Origin of the sequence: Shewanella sp. 38A_GOM-205m, from assembly GCF_000518445.1 — a bacterium.
GTDB lineage: Bacteria > Pseudomonadota > Gammaproteobacteria > Enterobacterales > Shewanellaceae > Shewanella > Shewanella algae.
Map to the genome: position 1 here is coordinate 44,999 of NZ_JADP01000004.1, position 13,662 is coordinate 58,660.

The 13,662-nt window shown below is 55.2% G+C and carries 13 protein-coding genes; 6 read left to right on the top strand and 7 right to left on the bottom strand.

Annotated elements, in window-relative coordinates:
* Positions 1–54 precede the first annotated feature (54 nt).
* The 3 genes from N512_RS0104725 to torT all read left to right on the top strand — a co-directional run bounded on the left by N512_RS0104725 (position 55) and on the right by torT (position 2,841).
* Positions 55–1,095 carry an NAD(P)H-dependent flavin oxidoreductase gene (locus tag N512_RS0104725; protein WP_028779582.1) on the top strand — a complete coding sequence of 347 codons (1,041 nt, stop codon included), beginning with the start codon at positions 55–57 and terminating at the stop codon, positions 1,093–1,095.
* 139 nt (positions 1,096–1,234) lie between these two features.
* Positions 1,235–1,663, top strand: a complete 429-nt coding sequence (locus N512_RS0104730; protein ID WP_025009251.1) for a hypothetical protein — start codon at positions 1,235–1,237, stop codon at positions 1,661–1,663.
* 155 nt (positions 1,664–1,818) lie between these two features.
* Positions 1,819–2,841 carry a TMAO reductase system periplasmic protein TorT gene (gene torT, locus N512_RS0104735; RefSeq protein WP_028779583.1) on the top strand — a complete coding sequence of 341 codons (1,023 nt, stop codon included), beginning with the start codon at positions 1,819–1,821 and terminating at the stop codon, positions 2,839–2,841.
* Here the strand turns inward: torT and N512_RS0104740 are convergent.
* From N512_RS0104740 to argS, 5 genes are all read right to left on the bottom strand, one after another.
* Positions 2,825–3,397 (bottom strand): nucleoside triphosphate pyrophosphohydrolase family protein, encoded by a 573-nt coding sequence (locus N512_RS0104740; RefSeq protein ID WP_028779584.1) that lies wholly within the window; start codon positions 3,395–3,397, stop codon positions 2,825–2,827. The two genes, torT and N512_RS0104740, sit on opposite strands and share 17 nt — an antisense overlap.
* 108 nt (positions 3,398–3,505) lie before the next feature.
* Complete coding sequence (hslU, locus tag N512_RS0104745) at positions 3,506–4,831, bottom strand: HslU--HslV peptidase ATPase subunit (protein WP_028779585.1); 1,326 nt, start codon at positions 4,829–4,831, stop codon at positions 3,506–3,508.
* 21 nt (positions 4,832–4,852) lie between these two features.
* Positions 4,853–5,377, bottom strand: a complete 525-nt coding sequence (hslV, locus tag N512_RS0104750) for an ATP-dependent protease subunit HslV (RefSeq protein WP_025009255.1) — start codon at positions 5,375–5,377, stop codon at positions 4,853–4,855.
* 224 nt (positions 5,378–5,601) lie between these two features.
* Positions 5,602–6,171, bottom strand: a complete 570-nt coding sequence (locus N512_RS0104755; RefSeq protein ID WP_028779586.1) for an SPOR domain-containing protein — start codon at positions 6,169–6,171, stop codon at positions 5,602–5,604.
* A gap of 3 nt (positions 6,172–6,174) precedes the next feature.
* On the bottom strand, positions 6,175–7,920 hold the full coding sequence (argS, locus tag N512_RS0104760) for an arginine--tRNA ligase (protein ID WP_028779587.1): 1,746 nt from the start codon (positions 7,918–7,920) through the stop codon (positions 6,175–6,177).
* A 281-nt stretch (positions 7,921–8,201) separates the two neighbouring features.
* Here argS and N512_RS0104765 point away from each other — a divergent pair, with 281 nt between their 5' ends.
* On the top strand, positions 8,202–8,879 hold the full coding sequence (locus tag N512_RS0104765) for a DedA family protein (RefSeq protein ID WP_028779588.1): 678 nt from the start codon (positions 8,202–8,204) through the stop codon (positions 8,877–8,879).
* Between the two features lie 54 nt (positions 8,880–8,933).
* Here N512_RS0104765 and priA read toward each other — a convergent pair whose 3' ends face one another.
* The gene (priA, locus tag N512_RS0104770; RefSeq protein WP_028779589.1) at positions 8,934–11,129 is read right to left on the bottom strand and encodes a primosomal protein N'; all 2,196 of its coding nucleotides are present in this window, start codon (positions 11,127–11,129) and stop codon (positions 8,934–8,936) included.
* A gap of 227 nt (positions 11,130–11,356) precedes the next feature.
* Between priA and N512_RS0104775 the strand changes: the two genes are divergently transcribed.
* Positions 11,357–12,238 (top strand): FimV/HubP family polar landmark protein, encoded by an 882-nt coding sequence (locus N512_RS0104775; protein WP_197021430.1) that lies wholly within the window; start codon positions 11,357–11,359, stop codon positions 12,236–12,238.
* Positions 12,239–12,363: 125 nt separating this feature from the next.
* Positions 12,364–12,576 carry a 50S ribosomal protein L31 gene (rpmE, locus tag N512_RS0104780; RefSeq protein ID WP_025009259.1) on the top strand — a complete coding sequence of 71 codons (213 nt, stop codon included), beginning with the start codon at positions 12,364–12,366 and terminating at the stop codon, positions 12,574–12,576.
* A 168-nt stretch (positions 12,577–12,744) separates the two neighbouring features.
* Here rpmE and N512_RS0104785 read toward each other — a convergent pair whose 3' ends face one another.
* Positions 12,745–13,542 carry a Crp/Fnr family transcriptional regulator gene (locus N512_RS0104785; RefSeq protein WP_025009260.1) on the bottom strand — a complete coding sequence of 266 codons (798 nt, stop codon included), beginning with the start codon at positions 13,540–13,542 and terminating at the stop codon, positions 12,745–12,747.
* Positions 13,543–13,662 lie beyond the last annotated feature (120 nt).

Here is a 13,662-nt window from a genome sequence, read left to right on the forward strand (position 1 = left end):
AACCAAGCAGCGGGAATAGCGCCGCTGAGGACTGAAGCAAGAAGGAGTCTTGGTATGTTGATAGAACAACTCTTTGGTATTGAATTGCCGCTTATTCAAGCCCCCATGGCCGGTGCCCAAGGCGTGCCGCTGGCATTGGCCGTCGCTTCCGCCGGTGCGCTTGGTTCTATTCCCTGCGCCATGTTATCCCATGACAAACTCAAGCTGGCGCTAGAGAGCTTCAGGCGCCAGAGTGACCGGCCGGTAAACCTCAACTTCTTCTGCCACAAGCCACCCGAGGAACAAGTCGAGCGTTTGCATGCCTGGCTGCAGCAACTGGCGCCCTATTACCGTGAATTCGAGGTCGAAGATCTCGGCGGTGGCGCCGAGCGGCGTCCCTTTGATGCCGAGGTCGCCGCGGTTATAGAACCCTTTCGTCCCGAAGTGGTGAGTTTTCATTTCGGGCTTCCCTCCACCGAGCTGATGCTCAGGGTCAAGAGCTGGGGCACCAAGGTGATTGCCTCGGCAACCAGCGTCGCCGAGGCCAAGTGGCTCGAATCCAGAGGTGTGGATGCCATCATAGCCCAGGGCCTGGAAGCCGGTGGTCACAGAGGCCATTTCCTCAGTGATGATTTGACCGAGCACAGTGGTACCTTTGCCCTGCTACCGCGCCTGGTTCAGGCGGTGAAAGTGCCCGTGATTGCCGCCGGAGGTATTGCCAACGCCGCCGGAGTGCAGGCGGCCATGGCTTTGGGAGCGGCCGGGGTGCAGGTGGGCACGGTCTATCTCTTGTGCCCGGAGGCCGAGATCAGTGAACTGCATCGCCAAGCGCTGAAAGATCCGCAAATGAATCGCCATACGGCGCTGACCAATCTCTACAGTGGCCGTCCGGCCAGAGGCATAATGACCCGTTTGATGCGTGAGCTGGGGCCTTTGGGGCAAGCGCCGGATTTCCCATTGGCGGCCAATGCCATTGCGCCGCTGCGCGCTGCGGCAGAAGCACGTGACTGCAGTGATTTCAGCCCGCTCTGGTGTGGTCAGAATCCGGATGGATGTCGGGAAATTCCCGCCGCCGACTTGACCCGTGAGTTGATGGCGGCCTTTATCAGGGCTTGAGCTTTTTCTGGTCTAGTGTATGTAACTGCCTGTATCATTGCGAATTAGTCACTTCTGCAACCGGCGGAGTGACCCTATCTTTAGATGGACTGCAATCAAAGCTTTGACTGCGGCGTGGAGCCGCAATAGGGAGATATAGATGAAAAAATCACTTGCTCTGGCGCTGCTGGCCCTGATGGTCAGTGCCAACGCCGCGGCCCGCGACACCATAGCCCAGTATCCGGTGCAGGAACTGCTGCAGACCGAGAAGGCCAAAGAAGCCCTTTACGATGTGCCACTGTATTTTGCCACTCAGGCTCACCCGGAGATCAGCAAGAGCTATGGTGAGGTGATCACCAATAAAAAGACCAATGCCTTTGGCAAGTCGGATCGCGAAGCCTGTGAGTGGGTGATGTTGAGTGCGCTAAAGGCGTTGCAGGAGCGCGCCGAGCGTGAGGGGATGGACGCTGTGGTCAATATCCAGTCCTATTACAAGAAGCGTGAGTTTGCCAGCGAGACCGAATATGAGTGTGGCGCCGGTGCCATCATGGCCGGGGTGGCACTGAAAGGGACCCTAGTGAAGTTCTAACCACTTTAACTCACTGACAAAGCAGACCAGGAGGTCTGCTTTTTTTGTAGCTGAATTCTGCTTCTCTTTCGTCCCGAGTCAGTCGAATGCGCGATCAAGGCACCACTTTATGGCGATTGGTATAAGGTTAATAGAGTGACTCTCGGGAATAAAAGATGAAATATCTCCTCTGCAGTTTATTGCTGCTGGTTTTTCCTGCCACGGCAACCTGGTATCCGGTCAAGGTGCGTGCCGATGGTGAAGCGCAATTGTATAAGCCGCTGGTGCGGGCCAACAAAGCCTGGCGCCTCTGTGCTCTTTTACCCCACGGTAAAGATCATTATTGGTGGGGTGTCGCCTGGGGCTTGGCCGAGGAGGCGGACAGGCTGGGCGTCGAGATAGGTATTTATGATGCCGGTGGCTACACTGAGGCGGAGCGGCAACTGCGCCAGCTAGATGAATGCGAGGCCCGCGGCGCCCAAGGTTATATTCTGGCGGCAGTCTCGGCGGAGCTTTTCAACGCTGAGTTGCCGAGGCTCAGGGCCAAGGGCGCCAAAGTTGTGGATCTGGTCAATGGCATTAACAGCAATCAGGTAGACAGTCGCTCGTTGGTGTCTTTTGTCGATATGACTCAAGCCGCGGTGCAATATCTGTTTGCCGCCAGTGGCAGACAGGATTTCAGCCTGGCCTGGTTTCCCGGCCCTTCGGGAGCGGCTTGGGTGATGGATGCCGAGTTGGGACTAAAACAGGGGCTTAGCGGTTCACAAGTCGAGCTGATTGAAGGCGGTTATGGTGTCACTGAAACCTTTGTGCAGGCCGACTTGGTGCGGGCGCTGACCCGGCGCTTTCAGGCCGATTATCTACTGGGCAATGCGGTGGCGGCCACTGTGGCGGCCAGAATGTTTCCCGGGCGGGTGTTGGCATTTTACAGTAATCCGCAAACCATGGCCTTGGTTGAGCAGGGCAAGTTGATGGCAACAGTGACAGACTCACCTGTACTGCAGGCGAGAATTTCGGTTGATTTGGCGGTGAGGCTGCTGCAGGGCGAAAAAGTGCCTGGGCGGGTCAGCCCGGAGATCCGGGTAGTCACCCCGCAAAACATCTCTGAGCTGGACATGAGTCAGACCTTGCCCCCTGAAGGACAATGGATGACCTACAGGGAGCTGAGCAAACTCGAGGGGGCTAAACCAGAGCCTTGAGGTTGGCCGGACGATAATAGACAGACTTGAGCACTTTGCCCTGGCGCACTGTCTTGCCGGTCATTTCCACATCTTTGGCGCACTTGGCTATCAGGAAATCGCCCTGACGGCTGCCGACAATTTCCACCCCTTGCTTGGCATAGTGAGCCACAGTATCCGCCAGTTCCTGCTCATTGCGGCACACCTTGCTCATGTTGCTGGCATGTACCTCATCCCAGCAGGGCTCAAAGTCGATTGCCTTGTTGGCGGCAACCTGCAGCAGCAGATCTATCAGGTAGCTGATCTCCAGTCGCTCTCCGACTTGGGTGCAGCCCAAGTGTACCAAGCGGCCCATCAACACATACACGCTGTCGACTATGGCGTCAGCCTGTTCAACTTTATCGCCGGCCTCGGCCAGTTCGGTCAGCTCTTCGCTGATAAGTGAGGTGTGCAGTGTGTCTGCCTTGGCATCCAGGGTGTCAGGAGAGTTGACCGGCAGGTCGAAAGTGGCGCGAAATTCCTGAATATCACGGTAGAGCTTGCTGTACAGCTCTTGAGTCAGCAGAGTCAGTTTCATAGCTTGGGTTCCAGCTTGGGCAAAGGAGAGGATGATAAAGAATGCGCGCGCCGAAGGCAAAAAAGCGCCGTAAAAAAGCCTCCCGAAGGAGGCTTTTTGAGGTGAAAATCAGAGAATGAAGCGACTCAGATCTTCATCCTGAACCAGGTTGTCCAGGTGAGCATCGACATATTCGGCATCGATAACAAACTTGCTGCCGGACTTGTCGCTGGCCTCGAAAGAGATGTCTTCCATCAGCCGCTCCATCACAGTGTGCAGACGACGGGCGCCGATGTTTTCGGTACGCTCGTTGACTTGCCAGGCGGCCTGGGCAATACGCTCGATACCGGACTCGGTAAATTCGATACTGACTCCTTCGGTGCCCATCAAGGCCACATACTGCTCGGTGAGCGAGGCGTGGGGCTCGGTGAGGATCCGTTTGAAGTCGGAGGCGGTCAGGGCATCCAGCTCGACCCGAATCGGCAGACGGCCCTGCAGCTCGGGGATCAGATCCGATGGCTTGCTCATCTGGAAGGCGCCGGAGGCGATAAACAGAATGTGGTCTGTCTTCACCATGCCGTGCTTGGTGTTGACAGTGCAGCCTTCCACCAGAGGCAATAGATCACGCTGTACCCCTTCGCGGGATACGTCCGGGCCTGAGGTTTCGCCGCGCTTACAGATTTTGTCTATCTCATCGAGGAACACTATGCCGTGCTGCTCGACCAGCTCAATGGCCTGCTCTTTGAGATCTTCCTGGTTGACCAGCTTGGCGGCTTCCTCTTCGACCAGCAGCTTGTAGGCATCCTTGATCTTGAGTTTCTTGCGCTTGCTCTGTCCCTGACCCATGTTCTGGAACAGGCTCTGCAGCTGGTTAGTCATCTCTTCCATGCCGGGAGGCGACATGATTTCGACGCCAATTTGCGGCGCCGAGACATCGATTTCGATCTCTTTGTCGTCCAACTGGCCTTCACGCAGTTTCTTACGGAACACCTGACGGGTGTGAGACTTGTCCTCGGTTTCCTGATCCCATTCACTCTTTGGCTTGGGCAGCAGGGCATCGAGAACCCGCTCCTCGGCGGCTTCTTCGGCGAGGGAGCGGCACTTTTTCATCTGCTGCTCGCGGGTCAGTTTGACCGCGGCGTCGGTGAGATCGCGGATGATCTGCTCCACTTCCTTACCCACATAGCCCACTTCGGTGAACTTGGTCGCTTCAACCTTGATGAAAGGCGCATTGGCCAGCTTGGCCAGACGGCGGGCGATCTCTGTCTTACCGACACCGGTTGGGCCTATCATCAGAATATTCTTCGGGGTCACTTCCTGGCGCAAGCCGGCATCCAGCTGCATGCGGCGCCAGCGGTTACGCAGGGCTACTGCGACAGAGCGTTTGGCCTTCTGTTGGCCTATGATATGCGCGTCCAGTTCGTGGACGATTTCGCGGGGTGTCATTTCAGACATAATGCTTCCTCACGCTCGGGATCAGTAATTCAGTTCTTCTATAGTCTTGAACTGGTTGGTAAATACGCAGATATCACCGGCTATGGTCAGCGACTTCTCGGCAATATCACGGGCACCCAGTTCGGTATTTTCCAGCAGCGCCAACGCCGCGGCCTGGGCATAGTTGCCACCAGAGCCTATGGCGATAAGATCATGCTCCGGCTGTACCACATCGCCGTTACCTGTGATGATAAGTGAGCTTTCATGATCGGCCACTACCAACATGGCTTCGAGTTTTCTCAAGGCTCTGTCGCTGCGCCAGTCTTTGGCCAGTTCGACCGCCGACTTCATCAAATGCCCCTGATGCATCTCCAGTTTGGCCTCGAAGCGTTCAAACAGGGTAAAGGCATCGGCGGTGCCACCGGCAAAACCGGCCAGTACCTTATTGTGGTACAGGCGGCGTACTTTGCGGGCATTGCCTTTCATCACAGTGTTGCCCAGAGACACTTGGCCGTCGCCGGCGACAACAACCTGATTATTACGGCGTACAGATACGATAGTGGTCACGATAGATCCTCTTCTCGGGCGGACGGCGCGTCCGTCATGGGTCAAATCCCCAGGGTCTGCTGCATGAAACGGCCCATTGGGGGCACAGCAAGGCCAACTAATGAGGTGATAGTTTTCTATATGGGGTTGGGGGCGGGAATATCAAGTGCCCGGCAGAGGCTTTCGTGCTGAAAAACAAAAAGGCTGCAAATCTTATTGTTTGCAGCTTTTAAATTGAGAGGAGTTTATTCTTCCCAGAACCAGATCATACAGCCGTTGAGACCGGCTCTTTGCAGCACGTGGCGCTGCCGCTCGGCATCGCGCTTGCTGTCATAGGGGCCGAGTACCACCTTGTACCAGACACCGCTGGTGCCTTGCACCTTGCGCACCTGGGCTTCTAGCCCCTGGAAGGCGATCACGGCTTTCATCTCGTCGGCCTGGGACTGCACCCGGAAGGAACCGCACTGCATCTGATAAGGGCGAGATGGCTTGTTGCTCTCTTCCGGCAGATCCACTTCTACCTGTTTGTTTTCCAGCTCCTTGAGGTAGGTCCACTCCTCTTTGGGCTTGGGCGGCAGGGCGTTGGGGTCTTTCTTCTGGGGCACCGGCTTAGTCTGTGGCTGAGGCTTAGCCACTTCGGCCTCGGGGGCGCTGCTCTTCAGGCTCCAGAGGAAATAGCCAAAGCCGGCCACCACGGCCACTACCACCACAAGCAACAGCACAGGAAAGCCTTGCTTGGGCTGCGGTTGCTTGCGAGCGCCCCGCTTGGCAGGCTTGCGGGGCTTGGGTTTGCTATTGGCGTAATCGCGTCCCATGGATTACATGCGCTCCAGGGTCTCGATACCCAGTAGTGACAGGCCCTGCTTGAGGGTCTTGGCGGTCAACTGAGACAGCAGCAGACGGCTGTGCTTCTGGGTTTCGTTATCGGCCGCCAGCACAGGGCAGGCTTCGTAAAAGCTGGAGAAGGCACCCGCCAGTTCAAACAGATAACCACAAAGCACATGGGGTTGGCCCTTGTCGACCATACGGGCAAGGATTTCACCGAATTGGGCCAGCTTGTTGCCCAGCTCTTTTTCCTTGTCGTGTTCCAGAGCGATAACGGCATTGCTCAAATCCACACCTTCGGCCCGCTTGAAGATCCCGGCAACCCGGGTGTAGGCGTACAGCAGGTATGGCGCTGTGTTGCCTTCAAAGCTCAGCATCTGATCGAAGCTGAAGATATAGTCGCTGGCGCGGTTCTTCGACAGATCGGCGTATTTCACCGAGGCGATGCCCACTACCCGGGCAATTTCGGCCAGGGTGTCTTCGTCCATGTCGGGGTTCTTGCTGCGTACCAGCTCCAGCGCCCTGACATTGGCTTCATCGAGCAGGTCAACCAGTTTCACCACGCCGCCGCTGCGGGTCTTGAATGGGCGGCCGTCTTCACCGTTCATGGTGCCAAAGCCCATGTGTTCCAGTGTCATTTCCGGGCGCACAAAACCTGCGGTGCGGGCCAGGCTGAACACTTGCTGGAAATGCAGTGCCTGGCGCAGATCCACGAAGTAGAGGGCACGATCGGCATGCAGGGTACCCGAGCGATAGCGCATGGCTGCCAGGTCTGTGGTGGCATAGAGATAGCCGCCATCGGCCTTCTGAATGATTACCGGCAGGGCTTCACCGTCTTTGTTACGGAATTCTTCCTGGAATACCACCTTGGCGCCGTTACTTTCAGACAGCAAGCCTTGGGCATCCAGATCTTTGACCACCTGTTCCAGATCGTCGTTGTAAGCGCTTTCACCATGGACATCGGCGCGGGTCAGGCTGACGCCCAGGCGCTGATACACTTCATGGCAGTGGCTCAGAGAGATATCGTTGAATTCACGCCACAGCTTGTTGCAGTACTCGTCACCGGATTGCAACTCGACCACCAGTTGGCGGGCGCGGATGGCAAATTCGGCCGACTCGTCGAAACGCAGTTTGGCGGCGCGATAGAAGCTTTCCAGATCCGACAGCTCCAGGTTGGCGTTTTCACCATTTTGTGCCCGCAGCTCTTCCATATAGGCCAGCAACATGCCGAACTGGGTACCCCAGTCACCGACGTGGTTTTGGCGGATCACCTTGTGACCGAGAAACTCCAGCGCCCGGACAACGCTGTCGCCAATGATGGTGGAGCGCAGGTGGCCCACATGCATCTCTTTGGCGAGGTTAGGGGAGGAGTAGTCCACTACCACTGTCTGCGACTTGGGCAGGTTTATACCCAGATGCTCGTCAGCCAGTGCCGCCTGCAGCTGTTTGGCCAGGGCATTGTCATCAATAAAGAAGTTGATAAAGCCGGGGCCGGCTATCTCTATTTTGGCCACATGGCCGGAGGCCGGCAGATTGTCGATGATCAGTTGTGCCAGCTCCCGAGGCGGCTTGCCGGCAGCTTTGGTCAGCATCATGGCCAGGTTGGTGGCCAAGTCGCCGTGACTCTTATCCTTGGTTCGGTCTACCTGAATCCTTGGCGCAGTCTCTTCGGGGACCAGCCCCTGTTGTTTCAAAGTGGCTACTGTCTGTTCAAGCAAAGATTGGATATGTGATTTCATTGGCGTTTTATCGACACTGACTGATAAAGGTTAAAAGGGGAATAACCGCACATTCTAGCGCTTTCGGCGGTAACATTGCTATCACCTGTACGGTTTTATCAGCAAATTTTGTTGTTGCCTGAGTTTGCCGCAGCCGGGGGCCTTTTAAGATCACTATTATGGATGAATCTTTGTTTAAGAATCGCTGATCTTCATTTTGGGGGAGTATGATGTCTCTCCGATCCTTCTCGGATCCAAGATTTCCCCATCGGCGCGTGCCGATAGTTTTAATGGAGATAAAGATGCTGGACTCCATCACCACAGTGTTACAGGCTATTTGGCAGCAGGATTTTACCGCGCTACATGCTCCGGGTATCGCCCTGAGTATCTATGTTTGCATCTTCAGCTTTATCTTTCTGGAGAGCGCCTTGCTGCCGGCGGCCCCCTTGCCTTGCGACAGTGTGGTCATTCTTTCAGGTACCCTGGCGGCCATGGGGATCCTCAACCCCTTGCTGGTGTATCTGTTGCTGTTTGTGGCGGCCGCAGGCGGCAGCTATTTGGCATTTGTTCAGGGGCGGCTGCTCAATCGTCTGCCCAGGGTGCAGGGCTGGGTCTACAAGGTGCCGCCTGACAGCCTGGCGGCAGTGGATAAACTCCTTGGGCGTCATGGGCTGGTGGCGCTTTTCTGTGCCCGTTTCCTGCCGCTGGTGCGTTCGCTGCTGCCTTTGGTGATGGGCGTGCGCATGGCCTGTATCAAGAGCTTCTATTTTTTTGCGGCCCTGAGCGCCTTCTTCTGGGTAGGGCTATTGGTATCGCTGGGTTATATGATGCCGTTTCTGCCGGAGCGGATCAGCAAGCTGTTGACCATGGCGTTGATGGCGGCGCCGGTGATTACTCTGGTGCTGGCGCTCGGCAGTTGGCTGACCTATAAGCTACTGCGCAAGCCGCAGGACAAGCAGGGGCCTCACGGTCAATTCTGAGCCGGACTAAAGCCGTTCAAGGGAGTTACAGCAGATCCTGCGGACTCTTATCAGTTACAGCAGATCCTGAGGATCTCTATCCAGACTCCAGCGGCAGCGCTTGGCCTCGGGCAGCTGTTCGGCCTGGGGCAGCAGCTGTTCAAACACCTGTTGCAGCCTGCGTCTGTCCTTGGCCTGAGCCAACAACTGGCGCCGATACTTGCCGGCCTTGCGATCCAGCGGCGCCGGCAGTGGGCCTATCACTTCAAAATCCTTGTCCATGGGTAACATGGCGGCGAAGGCTGCCAGAAAGGCATCGGCATCCTCGGCGCGGTGGGATTCGGCGCGGATCAGTACCATATGCCAGGCCGGGGGTAGCAGTGCCTGCTGGCGTTCATTGAGCTGGCTGCGGGCAAACTCGCCATAGCCTCTGTGCATAAGATCCCTGAGTAAAGGGTTGTCGCTCTGATGGGTCTGTAGCAGCACAGTGCCCGGCTTGCTGGCGCGGCCGGCGCGACCGGCTACCTGGGTATAGAGCTGGCCGAAGCGCTCAGGGGCCCGAAAGTCCGCGCTGAACAGGGCGCCATCCACATCGAGCAGCCCCACTAGGGTGACATCGGGAAAGTGATGTCCCTTGGCCAGCATCTGGGTGCCCACCAATATCTTGTATTCGCCGCGATGAATGGCGCTTAAGTGCTGTTCCAGCGAGCCTTTGCGGCTGGTGGTATCCCGGTCGATTCGCACCACTGGATACTCGGGAAACTCCTTGCTGAGCGCCGCCTCCAATTGTTCCGTGCCTATGCCCTGGCCCTGCAACATGGTGCTGCCGCAGTTGTGGCACTGGCGTGGAATCGCATACTGGTTGCCGCAGTGGTGGCAGCGAATTTCGCCGAGAGATTGGTGCAGGGTGAAAAACGCATCACAGCGATCGCACTCGTGCAGATGGCCACATTCGTGGCACAGCAGGGCAGGGGCAAAGCCGCGGCGATTGAGAAACAGCAACACCTGGTTGCCGGCCTGCAGATGCAGGCGCATCTCGTTCAGCAGCGGTTGTGACATGCCGGCCTGCAGTGGTTGGTTGCGGATATCGATCAGTCCTTGGCGCACCTTGAGGGCATTGCCTGCCCGCTCTCCCAATTGCAGATGCTGATAGCGGCCGCTGAGGGCGTTTTGCAGGCTCTCCAGCGACGGCGTCGCGCTGCCCAGCAGTACAGGAACTTGCTCCAGATGGCCGCGCATGACGGCCAGATCCCGGGCGTGATAACCCACGCCTTCCTGCTGTTTGAAACTGCTGTCGTGTTCCTCATCGAGAATGATGATCCCGGGCCAGGCCATGGGAGTGAACAGCGCCGAGCGGGTGCCGATTATGATAGCCGCCTCGCCACTGCGGGCCAGGCGCCAGGCGTCGAGGCGCTGCTTGTCGGTCAGGCCGGAATGGATCACGGCAACCGTGACTTTGAATCTGCGTTTGAACCTGTTGATGGTTTGCGGCGTCAGGCCGATTTCCGGCACCAGGATCAGCGCCTGCTTGCCAGCCTTGAGTATGGTTTCCAGTACCGCCAGATAGACCTCTGTCTTGCCTGAGCCCGTGATCCCTTCAAGCAAGCTGCACTGATAGCCGCTCTGGGCATTGAGGCTGGCGACCGCCACGGCTTGCTCCGGGTTGAGCCTGTGAGGTTCTTCCCCCAGCTCTAGCTGTTGCCGCCATTCAAGATTGGCGCTGACTGACCGCTCTCGTTGCTCGGCCCAGCCCTTGTCCAGCAGCCCCTTGATGGCACTCTTGCTCAGCTCCAGCGCATTGACCTCTTCAGTAGTCAGTTCCCCCTGTTTGAGCTGTTGCAGCAGTTTGCGTTGGGCGGGAGCGCGTTTCAGCGACTCCAGTGTGGCCTCCTGGCCCGCACTGGTCAGACACAGATAACTGATTTTCTCCGGCGCGGCATCGGCACCCTTGCGCAGCGCCACCGGCAGGGCCTGGGTCAACATCTGCCCCTGGCTGCAGAAATAGTATCTGGCGGCCCAGAGGGTCAGTTGGTACAGCGCTGGTGGCAGCAATGGCGCGCTGTCCAGCACTTGATATACCGGCTTGAGTTGTTTGGGTTCGAGTTCGCACTTATCACTCAGGCCTGTCACCAGGCCTATTAGTTGCTGGCGGCCAAAGGGCACGCGCACCCGCATTCCCGGCTCGAGTGGCCAGGGGCAAGCTTTGGGCATCAGGTAACTGAAGTTCTGCCGCATGGGAACGGGAAGGGCAACTTCTACAAACTGCGGCATAGTCAGAGTTTTCGCAAATAATCACGGCACATGTTGCCCGTCAGTTTACTCAGGCTAGAATGAGAGAACCAGTCCCGGAAACAAAAAGCCGCAAAAACCGCAGCTTGAACGTGCTGACTTAACGAATCCAAACCAGAGACCCTAAGTCAGAGAACCTAAGCCGGATAACCTAAACTGGGTAACGACAAATCGAATTAGAGAGGATATGGATGAGAGCGGGTTTACTGATGCTTGTACTCATGTTGCTAACGTCTGTTGCCAGAGCAGAAACCGCCCATGTCAGTATCAATCAAAGAATGTTTGAACTCGGGCATCTGCCGCTGATCAAGGTCAACGTGGTGGCCGACAGTGAGGATATGACCCGGCTTGAGTTTATTGTCAGGCAGCAAGGTGCGGCGGAAAAACTCATGGTGCAACCCATCAACCGTTACATGGTGCTGCTGCTGGGGATAGATGAAGTGACCGACAAGCAGGCCGAATTGTTGGTGCGGGAATACCGAATCAATCGTTGGCATGAACTCAAACGCTTGCCCTTGTTCGATACCTCAGTGCCTGTGGCGCTGCGCTCCAACCGGGCAAGAGTCTTTGCCGAGCAGATACCGGGTGAGCCACCGCAGGTTGCCGTGTCAACCCAAGCTTTAGAAAACAAGGCCATAGAAAACAAAACGATAGAGGCCAGAGCTGTGCCAGCCACAGTCGTATCAAGCAAAGTCGTGCCACCGCCAGCCGTTCAAGCTCAAAGGGTTAAAGAAGTCGCCGGTCAACCCCAGAGTGAGCCTCAAAGCCTTGGTGTGCCCTCGGCATCTCAAGCGGTTGCCGCGCCGGGGCGTCAGGTGAAGGCACAGCCAATTAATAATCGTGAGCCGGGGTGCATGCTGGATTTCGATGGTACAGAAACCCTTTGGCGGGTGGCCAGCCGTTATGCACAGAGCAGCCATACCCATGTCTATGGCGCCATGCTGGCCATTTTTGATGCCAATCCCAAGGCCTTCAGTCGCGGTAATATTCGCAACCTTCGCAGTGATGCCAAGTTGCACTGCCCCAGTAGTAGCTTGCTGGAGTCCTATGGAGATAAGACGGCCGCTAAAGAAAAGTTCGAGCAGATGTAGTCGCCTACTTGTCAGCGCTGGGTAGATACTGTACTATTCTGCGCCCTGAACTTTTGATATTAACCGCATGTGGTGTCCGACTTCGGGTTGGAAGAGCGACATGGCCTTAACTTGAGGTAACCCCAATGAAACCAGGTATCCATCCTGAATACGCAGAAATCACTGCAACTTGTACTTGTGGCAACGTCATCAAAGTAAACTCTACTGCAGGCAAAGCTCTGCACTTGGACGTTTGCGGTGCATGTCACCCTTTCTACACTGGTACTCAGAAAGTTGTTGATACCGGTGGTCGTATCGACAAGTTCAACAAGCGTTTCGGTATGCTGGGCAAAAAGTAATTGCCACTGCAACCAATCGAAAAGGCGTCCATGGGACGCCTTTTTTGTTGCCTTTACCCCGTCCTGAATATTCCTCATGGGGCTATGAATTAAGTTCGAAACCAAGTTGCTTTCAGGCAATATAGATTATTATCTGCCATGAATCATATGGCGGTATGGGGCAACAGATTAATATCTATTGTTGGTACTTATCATATTTTGCGGCTTGAACTTTTGCATATTGTTCGACTGACAGCCTCTGGCATCTTCCCTACCCAATGGGCAGGGGGATAAGTCGCTGAAAATATCGATATTAACGCATAGTTTATTACTAACCCGTTTAAGCAAGTCTTGCTTCTTTAATTGACCAAACATGAGGTCCAACTTAATAGTGCTGATATGCAATATGTCGGCAATTTCGTCACGGGTTAATTTAAGATCTATGGTTAACCAATGTTTATCAAAGGGAACTTGAAGCACAACCAATATATCAAATAAGAACTTGATCAGTTTGTCTTCCGGTGATGAGGTCAACAAGAAAATGGCCAATCCGGTCTGGCGTTCTGTATAATAGGCGGCGTCATACATGAACTGCATAAACAGGTCGATATCTTCTGTCACCAGCTTTTTTATCAGTTTCTTATCTATAGTGATGATTTTGCTGTCTCTGGCAGCGAGAATATTCTTACAACAAGTGCAGCCCTCATCCAGCAACAGATGATAGTCGGTCAGTCGCCCTGGGAATATGGCATTCAGAAATTTTGGCCGGGTAAAGTCATTGGTTCTTTTGGAGTAGAAAATCAGACCGCTTTCGAGATAGATAAAGTTGTTCAATAATAGATTTTTATTTAACTGCTCACCTTTTTTTAATTTCTGTGGTGCGCCATTGGCATAGAAAAATTCGGCAATGCGATCATTGACTCCGCCGGGAAAGAACAGCGTCGATTTCTTTTTTTCATCTGCTCCAAGTGAGATTGCAGTCAACATTATTCGCACCCAAAATATAACATTTGTAAGAATTGTAACATGGCTTCGGTTGGACAAATGTGGTGTCGATCCGTAAAACCAGGTTAACTTATGCCATTATGTTTTCTATATATCTACTTA